Genomic DNA, 15,304 nt, shown 5'->3' on the forward strand with positions numbered 1-15,304 from the left:
TAAAACAAATTGAAATTGTTGACTACGAAAACAGCATAAATGATGTGATAGATCCATCAGGTAGTTTCCTTAATAATATAAATACAATATATCAAATCAGCCAATATTTACAAGAAAAAGGCAAAGATCCTAAGTACTATGAATCACCTGAAAGTTTAAAATTTCTAATTGATAATTTACAAGAACTATGTGACTTTGTTGGTTCTGATATCTTAAAAGACGCCCTAGAGTCTGTTCAAAGCTCAATTGGATTGCAAAGTCAAGAACAACAGAAATCTTTGAGAGAGAATTTCAAAAAGGCTTGTCAAGGTGATAATTTAAGTAAAAAAGCAAAAAAAGCAATAAAGTATATTGATTTAAACAAATAACTAGTCATTAAATTTTACTTTAGTGACTAAAATTATGCATTTTTAGTGACTAAAATTATGCATTTTAAGTAAAGTTAAAGCCCTTATAATCTATTTATTTGGATTATAAGGGCAATGTGTTTATACGGCTTTATCTTGAATAATCATAAGAAGGGCTATTATTATACAAAATAAACTTATTCTTTTTCTTATGCTGCTCATTCAGATGAAGGAAAAAGAACTAACTTGTTAGCAAAATTACAAGTATCTAATTCTCACAGAACGAAAAATAATGAAATAAAATATTACAAACTTTTTGGTAAAGGATGATTTTATGAAAAAAGCAATTATTGTATTTATGAGTATGGTAATATCATTAATATCTGTTGGATGCAATTCTTCTGATAATAATGATAAATATGTCCATACTTGGGATTATGAAACTAAAGAATATAAAAATATGAATAGTAGTGACTTAGTTAAACTAAGAGATAAATTAATTGATGAAGAATTAAAAGGATTAAAAAAAGGTGATTATGATCAACAAAAAAAAGAAATTTTAGGAAATGGAAATTATCAATTAGTTGGGTTTGTAAATTGCCTTTATAGTAATATGTCCCAAAAAGATAAATTAATAAAACAAATAAAATTAATTAAGTATTCAGATTCTATTGATTATGGTATTAATCCAGTTGGAGAATTTATGAATCAGACTAATATAAATTATCAGTTAAATGAATTTTTTACAATTAACAAATTATGGAGTAAAGAAAATAAAGAAAAACAATATTTTAATCCAGATCTTTTAGTTGATAATTTTGAGAAGATATATGAATATACAGATTTAAATAAATATATGGTTTTTAATTTGGTTTATTTCAGTTATAGCGATTATGCAGGTGAAGAAATACCCATAGAAAAACAAGCTACTCTATTAAATAAATTAAAAAACATTAAGAATAAAAAGTTTGACGATAGATTAGTTAATAAAGAAATTGAAAAAAAATTATTTTTAAACAATATTAAATTCATTAAAACAGAATTCGAATCAAGATTAAAGGAAGAGAATTTGAGTGAAATCGAAAAAGAAAACATAAAATCATCTTTAGAGTTAATTAATCAAGGATTTAATTAAATATTAACCACAACAAAGGAGTACTAATATCAATGCTCCTCTAAATATGTTTTATAGGTAGATAGTTAAAGTAGGAGTGATTTTGTAGTTTCCTAAATATACGTCAATATATCATTTAGATAATGTGTTTTAATAAAGTCTTACCTAGTTATATTTTTATACAATCATGAAAAAATATATAAAAGACTCAAATCATTACAATTGGATGATAAATTAGATTAAAGTTGAAACTTTAACTATTTCTCAAATTTAGAGAACAACTGTTAAACTCTAAGTTTTGTTATAATTAAATTAATAATTTTTATATAATGAAAAATAAATATTTAATAAAATTAGGGGGGGTTATAGTGACTGAAAATTTAATAGATGTCTTATTTTATAGTTTTACTTTTTACATTATATATAGTATTTTGCACCGATTAATTGAAATTAATAGATATATAAAAAAATCAAATTTGGATGGCACATATAGTGAAACATATAAATTAATGTATAGTAAACATTTGAAAGGCAACTGCATTTTGACTTCTGTAATAATAGGATTTATTAATTTAACAGAACAATACATTAACATAGTATTTGCTATAGTAATAGGTATTAGTATTGGGCTATGTATAAGTCCTATTTTCGAGAAGTATTATCCAAAACCTGAAGAGAATTTATAAAAATATACAAATATGACATACTTTATAATTTTAATATATGCTTTGATTAACAGGTTTAACGATTTATAACATATCTAAAAATTATTTAAATTACTAGCCAAACTGTACAAGAAATAAAAAATACCATTTATGTACAGTTTTTTTATATCAAAACAAAAAGTCTCAAAATTTTACTTTAGGAACTAGAGTTATGGATTTTAAATAAAGCTAAAGCCCTTAAAATCCAAATAAATGGATTTTAAGGGCTTTTTTACTAGATATCTTTAAACAAATTTTTAGGAAATAGTATTTATTAAGAATGATATCAATCACAATTATCTTAGCGGAGACTTGATAAAAATAGTTGTGATACAATTAAATTAATATTTATTGTAAATATTAATTTAATAAGAAGAGGTATTTTCATGAAAGAAATTTTATTTTTATGTGGGCCAAATGGAATAGGAAAAACTACTATTTGTAAGGAAATTATTAAGCAATTACCAAATTCAGCTTATGTTGATTCTGATTCATGTAGGATGATGAATCCATTTATTTTAAATGATGACACAATACCTACAATATCAAAGAATATTAGCGATTTACTGATTAATTATTTAAAATGTTCTACTATTAATACTGTAGTTTTTTCGTATGGATTTCATGGTCGAAGGAAAGAAGTATTTCAAAATGTTTTAATGGAAATTTCTAAAGTGGAATATAACTTTATTCCGTTTTTACTTTGGTGTAGCGAAGAGGAAAATATTAATAGAATGAATATTGATAATAGAAGTTATGACCGTATTCAAAGAGCTTTAAATGAATCAAGAAAAGCTTTTGATGATGTGATTTATCCTAAAATAGATATAACTAATTTATCTGCTTATGAGGCTGCAAAAACTATAATTACTAAAGTAAAATAAGTTATATTGAGGTAAATGAATTTATGGTGGAAAATGCATATCAATAAAAATTATTTTAAATAATAGCTACAAAAACATCTGTTATTGTGAACACACTCAAATTAAAAGTTCTGATATAATTTAGTTAGAAAATGTTTCAAGATGAATGATAAAAATGCTAGGGGGGGAATTATGTTTAAGATTATAGAAATACATGATATTGAGGTTAAGTCTAACGTTACTGATTGTATATTAAGAAAACTTCCTGAGTGGTTTGATATTGAAGAGGCTATAGTTGAATATGTAGAAGGTGTAAAAGATACTAAATTCTATGTAGCTTATGACTTAGAGAAACCTATTGGATTTATAAGTATAAAGCATAATAATGAGTATACATCAGAAATATATGTTATAGGAGTATTAAAAGAATATCAAGGTAAGTATGTAGGAAAATCATTAGTTGAGGTTGCTAATAATACATTATCCAACATGGGTACTAAATTTCTTCAGGTTAAAACACTAGGACCATCAAATTCGAATAAGTACTATGCAGATACAAGAAAATTCTATCAAAGTGTCGGTTTTTATCCATTGGAAGAAATAAAAGAACTTTGGGATGAAATAAATATATGTTTAATAATGATAAAAAATATTTAATTAAAAAGTAGTCATAAATTTTAATAAACTGTTCAATAAAAAATATGATTTTATGTGCAGTTTTTTTATATTAAAAGAATAAGCCTTAAAATTTTACTTTATGGACTAGTTATGTATTTAAAACAAATATAAATCCCTTAAAATTCAAATAAATTAATTTTAAGGGATTTTTTACTAGATATCTTTAAATGTGTTTTTAGAGAATAGCATTTTCAGAAATGACCCTGAAAACATCTGTTTTAACTGATTTAAACGACTATTGTTAAAATCTAATTTTTATTATAATTAAGCTAAAAACTACTGTATAATGAGAAATAAAGATTATTTTAATATTTGAAGAAATTAAAAAATAAATAAGTTAGGATTAAGGAGATATTATGTCATATTTATTAAAAATTGAACAATATGAAAAATGCTATGATATAGGAGTTTTTGAAAGTGAAGAATCAATATACAAATTTATTGAAAGCATTCCTTTTGTAAAAAAAGAAGTTCTTTCAAATGATTATACAAATTATTTTTTTAACTTTGAAGATCTACCTGATTACTATGAAATAAATTATAATAATTATTTATATGTTATTTCAAAATTCTCATTTGTACCAGGCGAAGATGAGATATATTTTAGTTGGAGTGAAATTCATCTTTGGGATAAAAAAATAGGTCCAAAAGAAACTTTTATAGAAGGGGAAACAATAGTAGATGCCTATAGTTTTTCAAACAATGAAGTCAAAAATTATATAACAAAACGAGAAGAATTATATAAAGAAACAAAAAGATATTATAAAAGTAAAGGATTGAAAGTTAGAAGAAATGCCCTTGGATCTCAAGATGGAGAATATGTTGAACTTTTAAATGATTCTATACTTTATTTACTTGATCCTTGTGCAATAGAAATTTGGGATAAATCTAAAGATATAGAGGAATTTCTAGGTAAATATAAAAAATTTTTAGATGAAATTTAATTTTAGCTAGGACATTAACAATTGATAATCTTTTTAAAATTCAAAAATACCGTTTTATGTAAAATAGATAAGTAGTTTTAGGTATTTGAGATAAAGTTAAAGCCCTTAGAATCCAAATAAATTGATTCTAAGGGCATTTTTACTAGATATCTTTAAATGTGTTTTTAGATCTCAATCTTATTGAATAAATTTGTACCTTTTTTTCTTTATTATAATTACCTCTGAAAAAATAAATATAATAAATATCACAGCTACTGATATGGCTATCTCTAGTGGTATCTCAAAAATAAATTTATCTAATGCTATAATTAACCCAAAAATAATTGAAATTATCCCAGTTAAAAAATATGCTTTAGAAATTAAATTTATATATCCATCCTTATCGTTTACTTTTTCTGGACTATCAAATGCATATCTTTTTATATTTTTAGTTTTCTTTAGCCGAGTCCCTCTATCTATAAACCCAAGACCTATTAATATATTTATCATTTATTTTCCTCCCTTTTTATAAATAGTATTAATGCTACTATACCATATTGATTAAATAAATATTTTAACAGTCCCTAAAATTTAAGTTTTAGGGACTAAAAAGAATAAATGTGTTGGAATCATTACATTTTTATACGTTAACTCTTTTTTTATTTATACGTTTATTTTGAAATTTTATTTATTAAATTTAAATAACTTTTTAATTTATTAAGTATACTTTAAATTAAGTTTATTTTTATTTGATTTATATATATGTACATTCTAACTATAATTTTGATTTCTAAGCATTAACAAAATAATCTTTATATTATAGTATTTCTAAATAATTTAAAACCGTCTATAAATCATACGTTTTTTCGTGATTTGTCAATGTAATTAAGTTAAATAATTTCATGATAAATAGTAAAAAAATCGGTTATAATGTAGATATTAACTATTAAACGAATATAATCTAAATGATGGGTAAATTATCTGATATTTTACTTATTAAGTTTGATTATGATGTAACTTAGAAAGATAAAATTTACAAAAAGGGTAAATACTATATTGCTAATAGAACTGATAAGCATAGTGATTATACTATTTCACAATAATAAATATAAAAAATAGTCCCAATATATCTTGGGACTATTTTTATTTATATTTAACTACATTTTCGGTTATTTTACTGTTTTGATATTATCTTTACTGAACCAGGGGTAATTGTTATTGAACCAGCTCCAGGAATTGAGAATGATGTCGTAACTGAAATATTACTATGACCATATTCTGCGTATAGTTTTATATCTTTTCGAGCGTAATTATTATAAACAATTAAATGTGAACTTATCATATCTTCAATAGTAAGTGCTATTTTGTGAATTCATTTTAAATTTATAACCTAAGCAAAATACCTTTGGACCGTTATTTTCTACTTTTGTTTCAGTCATACCTATATCAAAAGCTACTGCCAGCTTTTTTCTATAGGTAAAATTAGGGTGGAACTTGATAATGTCTAGTCACCCAATAAATAGACACTATATCTGTAAGAATAATAAGTGGTTGAGCACTATAATAAAAATTAAGCTTAAATTTTGCATTTGTTCTATTTTGAGGAGATGACAACCTTATATAATAAATAGGAAGAGTTAATGAACAAGATGCAGAAAGAGTTTGTGTTTAAACCTTCAAACCACTAAAGTTTCTTAAAATATCTACTTGATTTTCAACATACCTTATTTCTTTTAAATTAGAGTCGGCTAAATTTTTAAGTCCATTTAAATGTTTTGTATAACTATTTTTATAAATAGGTTATTTTTGGTAACCTAATTTTAATATATGTATTTTGTCGAGAAATGCAACCTATATTTTAAAAATATTTTATAATAATATTTTTAAAATAATTATAAATCAAAAATATTATTATATGAAAATAAAATATTATTTAATTAATTTGATATAAAAGATATTTAAAACAAAAGTGTCTATAAATCATTTGTTTTAGTGGATATATGAGAAAATATAAAATATGTTATAATTAATTTAATAATTGATATACATAAAAATCATAGGCAAAAACAAATTTGATGATGTCGAGTATAAAAAAGTAAGGGGAGATTTTGCTAAAACGGTTATTGAAAGTATTTCAAAATATATGGTTAAGTAAAGCAAATATCTAAACTCTGAAAGGGAGAAACCAATGCATATGAAAAATAATTCTAGTAAAAGTGCAATCAAAAAAATTAAAATTTTTATATTGAGACTTTTAAACATTATATTTGTACCGATATTTGGACTAATACCATTAGAAACCAGAATATTTATATATGATTTATTCCCAAATGATTTTTATAGGTTCATTGCAATAATTTTTATTGTAACATTTCTATTTGCATGGTTTATTACTATATCTCACATAATATATAAAATAGAGAACACAGAATAAGGTTTTAGATTTAGAAAATAAAACCATACATTTCACTGAATGATTTGTTGGAAGCTAAATAATCCAGTATTTAAAAATGATTAATTATTCATAAATTATTATCTAAGCGAATAATTTATTAGTATAATTATTTAAATATTGGAGGTTATAGATGGGATATTATGTTAAGGTTGCGACAAATGTAAAAATATATGTAGAGGATCTTAATCCAGAAGGAAAAAAGACAATACTATTTATCCATGGTTGGCCTGGAAGCCATAAATTATTTGAATATCAGTTCAATGAACTTCCAAGGATGGGATATAGATGTATAGGAATAGATATAAGAGGGTTTGGAAAATCAGATAAACCATGGGACGGATATGATTACAACACATTGTCAGATGATGTTAGATGTGTAATTGATGCATTAGGATTACAGGATATTACATTAGCAGGGCATTCAACTGGAGGAGCAATAGCTATTAGATATATGGCTAGACATAATAGTCATGGTGTATCAAAGCTTGCTCTTTTTGCTGCTGCTGCACCAAGTCTAATAAAGCGCTCTAATTTCCCTTATGGATTGGATAAAGAAACAGTTTTACAAATTATAGAAGGAACATATACAGATAGACCTAAAATGCTTCAGGATTTTGGAAATATATTTTTCTATCAGCATATAACGGGGCCATTCTCTGATTGGTTCTTCCAATTAGGATTACAGGCAGCTGGATGGTCAACTGCGGCTATTGCAAATACTTGGATAAATGAAGTGTTATTTTATGACTTAGGAACAATAAATGTTCCAACTTTAATTATTCATGGTATTCATGATAAGGTTGTTCCATTTGAACTTGGTCAAATACAACATAAAGGCATTAAAAATTCAAAGCTTATGCCATTTAATTTCAGTGGTCATGCATCATTTTATGATCAAAAAGATAAATTTAATGAAGAGTTAGCAAAGTTTGTTGAGGAATAAAATTTTTAAGTGTAGATTGTTTATATAAAAATACAGGGTAAATAGTTATATATTTAGCTATTTATCCTGTATTTATTATTTTATATTTAAAAACTTAATATTTTATATTTCTTTTATTAATTGGTGTACAGTAGGTATATCAGCCGGAGCCCACTTTAGAGAATCTAAATTTTCTCTTTTTAGCCATACAAGTTTAGAGTGTTCTTCATTTATAGGAGTTCCTTTTACTAGTTTACATCTTAAACTTGTAAGGTTTACTATGAATGTATCATATTCATGTGTGTTGTTATGATACACATCTAAAGCTTTTATATCACATTTTAGCTCTTCTTGGATTTCTCTTTCTATTGCTTCTTGTAGAGACTCATTTTCTTCTACTTTACCACCAGGAAACTCCCATTGATTTGGAATTGACATTTTAGGAGACCTTAAAGCACATAGTATCTCGTTATTTTCATTTTCTATGACAGCCGCAACGACCTTGATTTTTTTCTTCATTTAATTCACCCCATAGTTATCTTTCTAGATTTAATTATACTAGATGTTTAGATATTGATAAATATGTAATATAATTAATATAAATAGCAAAGTTAATCTGAAAATAAAATTAGGGATATATTGTGTATGATAAAAATTTACAAAATAAGAAAGGATAATATAAATGGAAGAATTAATAGCATTACAAGAACATATACCAAAATTAATACTAGCAGCTATTATTGGTGGGGGAATAGGAATTGAAAGATCAAATAGAGGTGAAGGAATAGTTGGATTTGGTACATTGTCAACACTAACTGTTGGATGTACATTATTGACTGTACTATCAGCCTATGGAATAGGGCATGAAGCAGATCCATCAAGACTTATATCAACAATAATTAGCTCTATAGGTTTTATAGGTGGTGGAGTTATATTTACTCAAAGAAATGAAAATGAAGAACTTGTAAGAGGTTTAACAACGGCAAGTATTATTTTTAGTTTGGCAGCTATAGGTGTTACTATCGGTCTTGGTTACTATGGATTAGCTGTAATTACTGCTGTACTGATAGAGATTAATATAATAATTTCTAAAATAATAAAGAAAAATCGAAATAATAGTGATAGTGAAGATATTGATGATTTTGAATAGCAATTATTTTAACTAAATATGCATTATATAAACACCTTAATGTTTAAGGTGTTTTTTATTTTATAAATTAGCTTTAATAGAATTTTCGATTTATTATAAATATAAAAAAAATTATATAAATAAAAATTATAAAATACTATACTTGATTGAAAAAAAATGGTATAATTTTTCATAAATAGGTGCAATTTTGCAACAGAATTAATTAAAGGGGGATAAAAATGAAAAAAATTATCAAAAGCTTTAAAATTCTAAGTATGTCAATTGTTTTAGCAGTATGTAATATCAGTGGTGTATTTGCAAGTAATTTAAACACAAGTAATCAACCTCAACAAACAACTGTATTTGATAGAAGTAATAATTCATGGAATGCAAAATATTTTAGAATACCCAGTGGGCAAACGTTATCAGATGGAACTATGTTAGCATTTTCAGATATTCGCTATAATGGAGCAGCAGATCATGCATTTATTGATATTGGAGCTGCTAGAAGTACTGATGGTGGAAAAACATGGGACTATAAAACAGTAATGAAAAATGACCGTGTTAATTCAACTTATTCTCGTGTAATGGATTCAACAACAGTCGTTACAGATACAGGTAGAATTATATTAATTGCGGGATCATGGAATAAAAATGGTAACTGGGCAAGTAGCACAACTTCATTAAGAAGTGATTGGTCTGTTCAAATGACTTATTCTGATGATAATGGATTAACATGGTCTGATAAAATAGATTTAACAACAAACACTGCAAGAATAAAAAATCAACCAAGTAATACAATTGGATGGTTAGGTGGTGTTGGATCTGGTATTACAATGCCTGATGGAACAATAGTTATGCCAGCACAAATTGCATTAAGAGAAAATAATACTAACAATTATTATTCAACTATTATATATTCAAAAGATAATGGTGAAACATGGACTATGGGAAATAAAGTACCTAATTCAAGAACTTCTGAGAATATGGTAATTGAATTAGATGGAGCTTTAATCATGAGTACAAGACATGATTCAACTGGATATAGATCAGCATACATATCTCATGATTTAGGAAATACATGGCAAACTTATGAGCCTTTACATCGTAAAATTTCAACTGGTTCAGGATCAGGTTGCCAAGGATCATTTATTAAAGTTACTGCTAAAGATGGTCATAGAATTGGATTAATTTCAGCACCTAAAAATACTGTAGGTCAATATGTTAGAGATAATATAACTGTTTATATGATTGATTTTGATGATTTATCTAAAGGTGTTAAGGAATTATGCGTTCCTTATCCTGAAAATGGTAATAAAGATGGTGGAGGATACTCTTCTTTATCTTTTAATGATGGAAAGTTAAGTATACTTTATGAAGCAGATGGAAATATAGTTCATAAAGATTTAACAGATTATTATTTATCAATTAATAAAGATTTAAATAAATAAGATATTTACTAGAGGTATATAAGAAATAGATAATATTAAAGATAAAAATGAGTAGCAATTTATATTTTATAAACAGCTACTCATTTTTTATGTAAAAATTGATAGATTTAATGCATAATTTTTATTTATATAAATCAGATTCTTTTGTATAATTATAACTAAGATAGTGTTAATTTTAAAATAAAGAAAAGGTGAATTTATGAATAATAAAACTAAAAAAGATAAAAAAGATAAAAAAGATAAAAAAGATAAATTAAACCAAGAGCAATTAACATTTGATATTTGTGAAAGTAAAAAGGAAATTAAATATAATGCCCCTGTTAATATATATGATTGTATAGAAAAGTATAAATATGTAGGAATAGATAATGGGAGAGAGTACTTATTTGAAAAAGATTGGTCACTTAATCAATGTGTAATATCATCAGATAGTGGAGAAGAAGTTGATTCATTAAAATTACCTTTATTAAGTGAGATATCAGCAGGTTCTCCTATATATATGAATGAAGAGTATGACGAATATTTCTATATTCCAAGGGATGTTATTAAAAGGGATAAGGATTTATTTATGCTTAAAGTAAAGGGAGACAGTATGATTGATGCAGGTATTGATGATGGGGATTATGTTGTTATAAGGAAAGATAATAATGTTAGTAAAAAAGTATTGTTGCTGTAGAAGTAGATGGACATGCTACTCTTAAAAGGTTTGAGGTAGATGGGAATAAGTTAATACTGATACCTGAAAATAAGAATTATGAAACTATAGTAGTAAGTGTACATGAAGCTAGAATTATAGGGAGTGCTCTTGGAGTTATAAAATGTAATGCAATTTAATTTATATAGTTATTTAGTGTATTTATATACACTATTTTTTTGTATTTATATAATGATTCTCATGCAATGGATTCAACAACTGTTGTTAAAGATACAGATAGAGTTATGCTTAACCTGATATTAATTTCTTTACGCTTTCTATTTTATAAAAATTAAGTTAGTGAAAAATAATTTGAAAATAAAACAAAATATACAAAATTTGACAAAAAATGCGAAAAAATGATGATATACTTCTAATGACTACAAATTAGGAGGATAAAATGAGGAAAAATATGAAATCAAAAAAACTAATATCGTTAGCATCTGCAATGTTTATGATAAGTGCTATATCAGTAGATGCTCATTCAGGTAGAACTGATTCAAGTGGAGGTCATAAGGACAACAAAAATAAATCAGGATTAGGAAGTTACCACTATCATTGTGGTGGACACCCAGCACATTTACATACAAACGGATGTCCATATAATGGCTCCAGTAATAATAGTTCTAGCAGTAGTAGTTCAAATAATAGTAGTAAATCTAGTAGTTCAGAATCTAGTATAAATAGTGAAGAGAAGATAAAACAAGAGGTTAAAACTAAAGCATATAATGCAGGATATGAAGATGGATATAAAGGTAATACACAGTATATAGATTACTCAGGTAGTTATACTGATTTATATGAAGAAAAATACAATGAAGGCTTTTATATAGGAGAAAAAAAGCTAAACAGTGAAAAAGAGTTAGCAAACAAAAAGGGGTATGATATAGGTATTAAAGGTGAGAATTCAGAGTCTAAATTATATGAAAATGAAGTATTACAGCAATCATTCGTTTTAGGATACAGTACAGGTATATCTGAATATAAAGAGAAAAAATCAAATGAGTATACTAATTTAGGTCTAGAAAATGGGAAAAAGGATATCGATAATTTTGATATTAATACTATAGAAGAAGAGTTTAGAGAAGTATACATAGAAAACTTTAATAAAGGTCAAGAAGAACTATCAAATCACTATAAGGAAAATGGATATAAATTTGCATTTACTCAAGAGGAATATAAGTCACCAAATTATGATAAGGAAAAGTATAACAATTGGTATAAAGAAGGGTATGAATCAGGAGTTGAAAATTTAAAAAAACTTAAAGATACAGCATATAATGATGGATATGATGGCTCATATAAAGTTCCAGAAGGTATGGGTGATGTAGAAGATATATACTCTAAATACAATTTGAAGGGGAAAGCAGATGCTAAAAAAGACAGCACAGAGAAATTGGCAGTAGGTGCAGGTGTAGTAGTAGCTGGAGTATTTGGATTTGGGTATTTTAAATCTAAGAAAAAGAAAGAATTATAGAATATAAAAAAGTGTGTATTTTCCATGATTAGTAATAATTAAGATATTAAATATTATCATCTAAAATGGAGGTACACATTTTTTAGGCTAAATATATAAGATTGATTATAATTCATATAACAATTTTGATTATATAGATAAAAAGGGGGGGAATATGTATAAGAATTACAAAATAGGGCCGGATGGAGCTCCGAAGTATGATCGAGATAGTTATCGTGTAGCTCCAGAACGTAGATTTACAAAACATACAGAGGAATGGGAGAAAAGATTAAATAGTGATCCGAGAAAGTTTCGTAGAAGAAAAAGAAAGCAACAAGAAGCTAAATTTACCTTAAAGGTTAAACATGTAGTTTACTTAGTTGCTTTGTTAGTAATTGTAGGTGTAGTAGGAAATTCTAATACAGGTACTATGCCAATAAGTAAATCAAAGCGAATCAATATAACCTTAAATAATGCAGTGCGAGATTTTGGAAATGAATTTATAAAACCTAGTAATGGAAAGTTATTTTTACATGTTAAATTAAACCTAGAAAATAAATTAAATAATAACAATAATATAAATATATCTGAATTTATTTTAGAAGATGAAAATAAAAAAGTATATAATGTATCATATTTAAATAACAAAACTGAAATTATGAACTTAGATTTAGGTCCTAGTATTAACATAACGCCTAATATTACATTTGAAATACCAATAGATTATAAAGGAGAATTAGATTTGGTATTTGAAAATGACAATTTTTATAATAAAAATATAGCTAAATTTAATTTAGAATAAGACCTTACAATATAGTAGCTGTAAGGTTTTGCTTTATAGTTTAATATACATGAAATTGTATAAAAAATATAGATTAAATCTTGGAAAATCTAAAGTAAAAGAGATTGAAAAATATAGATGAAAAGTTATATTTATATTGAAATAGCACATAGTGATGTTTATGTAATAATAGTCAAATTAAGCATATTTATTTATGTAGTATTAAAAATCTACGAATTAAATAAAGATAAATGAACCTTTAGATATATTTATCTTAATTATGGGAAAAATTATTTTACAATTGATCTGTTCAAGAACATTAGTTTGTAGTATAATAATAAAATATAAGACGATATGATAAGAATTAATTACTAGGAGGTAGACCGATGAAAGTTTGTGAATTATTCGCAGGAGTAGGTGGCTTCCATTTAGGATTAAAAGATAGTTCTGATGAATTTGATTTTGTATGGGCAAATCAATGGGAGCCAGGTAAAAAAGTTCAACATGCATATGATTGTTATGTTAATCATTTTGGAAAGAAAGATTTTCATGTGAATGAAGATATTTCTTCTGTAGACAAAAGAGATATCCCTGAGCATGACTTATTAGTTGGAGGGTTTCCATGCCAAGATTATTCTGTAGCTAGAACGGGAGCAAAGGGTATTCAAGGTGTTAAAGGTGTTTTATGGTGGCAGATACGTGAAATTTTAAAAGAAAAGCAACCTAAATTTGTTTTACTTGAAAATGTAGATAGATTATTAAAATCACCAGCTAAGCAAAGAGGTCGTGACTTTGGTGTTATGTTAGCTTGTTTTAATGATTTAGGATATTCAGTTGAGTGGAGAGTTATAAATGCAGCGGAATATGGATTCTCTCAAAGAAGAAGAAGGGTATTTATATTTGCATTTAAAAATGATACCAATTTGTTTAATAGATTAAATAAAGATAATTTAGAAGGATGGATTCACGAAGAAGGATTTTTCCAAGATGAATTCTCTATATTACCAATAGATAAAGTTGAAAAAGTTAAAAAAAGTAATATACAAATGGAGTATGAAGATATAGTTGATATATCAGATAACTTTAAGTTTGAGTTTGAGAACTCAGGTATAATGAGCAATGGATCTATATATACAGAAAAGACTGTTCCTAAGTATGATGGAGAGTTTACTTTATTAAGAGATATATTAGAATCGGATGTAGATGAAAAATATTATATAGATACGGATGAGGTTATATTAGAAAAGTGGAAAGCTCCTAAGGCGGCTAAGAGAATTAATAGAATTAGTAAAACAGGTCATGAATATGTATTTAGTGAAGGAGCATTAGCATTCCCAGATTACACAGATAGACCTGCTAGAACTATGCTTACAAGTGAAGCTTCTGTAAATAGAAGTTCTCATGTAGTAGAAGATCCTGCAACTGGTAGATTAAGAAAATTAACTCCAATAGAAGCTGAAAGATTAAATGGATTTAGAGATAACTGGACCAATACAGGAATGACTGAGAGAGCTAGATATTTCTGTATGGGTAATGCTTTAGTTGTTGGATTAGTTGAAAAGATGGGAAATACTATATTAGATATATATAAAGATGAAGAAGATAATCTAGGATTAAGAGAAGTTGCTATAACTAAATAAATAGTATAAATTTAATTAATAAGAGTTGTTGCATGAATAATTTGAAATTGTTCTGTGATAGCTCTTTTTATCTGCGCTATACTATATTTTTTGCTATCTCGTATTTTTTATGTTTTAGAATTAAAAAACGTATAATTTTTAAGATTT

16 protein-coding genes are annotated in these 15,304 nt (G+C 25.7%); 14 read left to right on the forward strand and 2 right to left on the reverse strand.

Annotation, left to right across the window (positions count from 1 at the left end; genetic code table 11):
• The 6 genes from JWF52_RS12235 to JWF52_RS12260 form a co-directional block, all read left to right on the forward strand.
• On the forward strand, positions 1 to 368 hold a 368-nt coding region (locus JWF52_RS12235), incomplete at its 5' end, for a hypothetical protein (RefSeq protein ID WP_353654934.1).
• Between the two features lie 313 nt (positions 369 to 681).
• Positions 682 to 1,482: a DUF4972 domain-containing protein gene (locus JWF52_RS12240; protein WP_208333835.1), complete on the forward strand. Its 801-nt coding sequence runs from the start codon at positions 682 to 684 to the stop codon at positions 1,480 to 1,482.
• A 347-nt stretch (positions 1,483 to 1,829) separates the two neighbouring features.
• On the forward strand, positions 1,830 to 2,147 hold the full coding sequence (locus tag JWF52_RS12245) for a hypothetical protein (RefSeq protein ID WP_208333836.1): 318 nt from the start codon (positions 1,830 to 1,832) through the stop codon (positions 2,145 to 2,147).
• Positions 2,148 to 2,551: 404 nt separating this feature from the next.
• Complete coding sequence (locus JWF52_RS12250; RefSeq protein WP_208333837.1) at positions 2,552 to 3,049, forward strand: ATP-binding protein; 498 nt, start codon at positions 2,552 to 2,554, stop codon at positions 3,047 to 3,049.
• Between the two features lie 171 nt (positions 3,050 to 3,220).
• A complete protein-coding gene (locus JWF52_RS12255; protein WP_208333838.1) occupies positions 3,221 to 3,685 on the forward strand; it encodes a GNAT family N-acetyltransferase in 465 nt (154 codons plus the stop codon).
• 377 nt (positions 3,686 to 4,062) lie between these two features.
• Complete coding sequence (locus JWF52_RS12260; RefSeq protein ID WP_208333839.1) at positions 4,063 to 4,650, forward strand: hypothetical protein; 588 nt, start codon at positions 4,063 to 4,065, stop codon at positions 4,648 to 4,650.
• A gap of 177 nt (positions 4,651 to 4,827) precedes the next feature.
• Here the strand turns inward: JWF52_RS12260 and JWF52_RS12265 are convergent, their stop codons facing one another.
• Complete coding sequence (locus JWF52_RS12265; protein WP_208333840.1) at positions 4,828 to 5,139, reverse strand: hypothetical protein; 312 nt, start codon at positions 5,137 to 5,139, stop codon at positions 4,828 to 4,830.
• 2,075 nt (positions 5,140 to 7,214) lie between these two features.
• On the opposite strand from JWF52_RS12265, the gene JWF52_RS12270 reads away from it, so the two are divergent.
• On the forward strand, positions 7,215 to 8,027 hold the full coding sequence (locus JWF52_RS12270; RefSeq protein WP_208333841.1) for an alpha/beta fold hydrolase: 813 nt from the start codon (positions 7,215 to 7,217) through the stop codon (positions 8,025 to 8,027).
• 102 nt (positions 8,028 to 8,129) lie between these two features.
• On the opposite strand, the gene JWF52_RS12275 is transcribed toward JWF52_RS12270, so the two are convergent.
• Entirely contained in the window at positions 8,130 to 8,525 is a 396-nt protein-coding gene (locus tag JWF52_RS12275) for a (deoxy)nucleoside triphosphate pyrophosphohydrolase (protein ID WP_208333842.1), read from the reverse strand.
• A 163-nt stretch (positions 8,526 to 8,688) separates the two neighbouring features.
• On the opposite strand from JWF52_RS12275, the gene JWF52_RS12280 reads away from it, so the two are divergent.
• The 7 genes from JWF52_RS12280 (at position 8,689) to dcm (ending at position 15,157) form a co-directional block, all read left to right on the forward strand.
• Entirely contained in the window at positions 8,689 to 9,156 is a 468-nt protein-coding gene (locus JWF52_RS12280) for an MgtC/SapB family protein (protein WP_208333843.1), read from the forward strand.
• Between the two features lie 254 nt (positions 9,157 to 9,410).
• Positions 9,411 to 10,586 (forward strand): sialidase family protein, encoded by a 1,176-nt coding sequence (locus tag JWF52_RS12285; RefSeq protein WP_502711260.1) that lies wholly within the window; start codon positions 9,411 to 9,413, stop codon positions 10,584 to 10,586.
• Positions 10,587 to 10,785: 199 nt separating this feature from the next.
• Positions 10,786 to 11,262 (forward strand): LexA family protein, encoded by a 477-nt coding sequence (locus tag JWF52_RS12290; RefSeq protein WP_208333845.1) that lies wholly within the window; start codon positions 10,786 to 10,788, stop codon positions 11,260 to 11,262.
• Positions 11,250 to 11,420: a LexA family protein gene (locus JWF52_RS19715; RefSeq protein ID WP_353654935.1), complete on the forward strand. Its 171-nt coding sequence runs from the start codon at positions 11,250 to 11,252 to the stop codon at positions 11,418 to 11,420. The genes JWF52_RS12290 and JWF52_RS19715 overlap by 13 nt, the downstream gene beginning before the upstream one ends.
• A 260-nt stretch (positions 11,421 to 11,680) precedes the next feature.
• Positions 11,681 to 12,757, forward strand: coding sequence for a YHYH domain-containing protein (locus tag JWF52_RS19365; protein ID WP_286184146.1), 1,077 nt, complete (start codon positions 11,681 to 11,683; stop codon positions 12,755 to 12,757).
• A gap of 154 nt (positions 12,758 to 12,911) precedes the next feature.
• Positions 12,912 to 13,538 carry a DUF4352 domain-containing protein gene (locus JWF52_RS12300; protein ID WP_208333846.1) on the forward strand — a complete coding sequence of 209 codons (627 nt, stop codon included), beginning with the start codon at positions 12,912 to 12,914 and terminating at the stop codon, positions 13,536 to 13,538.
• Positions 13,539 to 13,903: 365 nt separating this feature from the next.
• Entirely contained in the window at positions 13,904 to 15,157 is a 1,254-nt protein-coding gene (gene dcm / locus JWF52_RS12305) for a DNA (cytosine-5-)-methyltransferase (protein ID WP_208333847.1), read from the forward strand.
• Positions 15,158 to 15,304: the final 147 nt, after the last annotated feature.

Source organism: Clostridium sp. CCUG 7971 (assembly GCF_017590215.1).
In the GTDB taxonomy this organism is placed as follows: Bacteria; Bacillota; Clostridia; order Peptostreptococcales; family Peptostreptococcaceae; genus Faecalimicrobium.

Coding starts and splice junctions, on each gene's coding strand:
- JWF52_RS19365 (WP_286184146.1), top strand. CDS start 11,681: ATGAGGAAAAATATGAAATCAAAAAAACTAATATCGTTAGCATCTGCA.
- JWF52_RS12255 (WP_208333838.1), top strand. CDS start 3,221: ATGTTTAAGATTATAGAAATACATGATATTGAGGTTAAGTCTAACGTT.
- JWF52_RS12270 (WP_208333841.1), top strand. CDS start 7,215: ATGGGATATTATGTTAAGGTTGCGACAAATGTAAAAATATATGTAGAG.
- JWF52_RS12300 (WP_208333846.1), top strand. CDS start 12,912: ATGTATAAGAATTACAAAATAGGGCCGGATGGAGCTCCGAAGTATGAT.
- JWF52_RS12250 (WP_208333837.1), top strand. CDS start 2,552: ATGAAAGAAATTTTATTTTTATGTGGGCCAAATGGAATAGGAAAAACT.
- JWF52_RS12260 (WP_208333839.1), top strand. CDS start 4,063: ATGTCATATTTATTAAAAATTGAACAATATGAAAAATGCTATGATATA.
- JWF52_RS12290 (WP_208333845.1), top strand. CDS start 10,786: ATGAATAATAAAACTAAAAAAGATAAAAAAGATAAAAAAGATAAAAAA.
- JWF52_RS12265 (WP_208333840.1), bottom strand. CDS start 5,139: ATGATAAATATATTAATAGGTCTTGGGTTTATAGATAGAGGGACTCGG.
- dcm (WP_208333847.1), top strand. CDS start 13,904: ATGAAAGTTTGTGAATTATTCGCAGGAGTAGGTGGCTTCCATTTAGGA.
- JWF52_RS12280 (WP_208333843.1), top strand. CDS start 8,689: ATGGAAGAATTAATAGCATTACAAGAACATATACCAAAATTAATACTA.
- JWF52_RS12285 (WP_502711260.1), top strand. CDS start 9,411: ATGTCAATTGTTTTAGCAGTATGTAATATCAGTGGTGTATTTGCAAGT.
- JWF52_RS12240 (WP_208333835.1), top strand. CDS start 682: ATGAAAAAAGCAATTATTGTATTTATGAGTATGGTAATATCATTAATA.
- JWF52_RS12275 (WP_208333842.1), bottom strand. CDS start 8,525: ATGAAGAAAAAAATCAAGGTCGTTGCGGCTGTCATAGAAAATGAAAAT.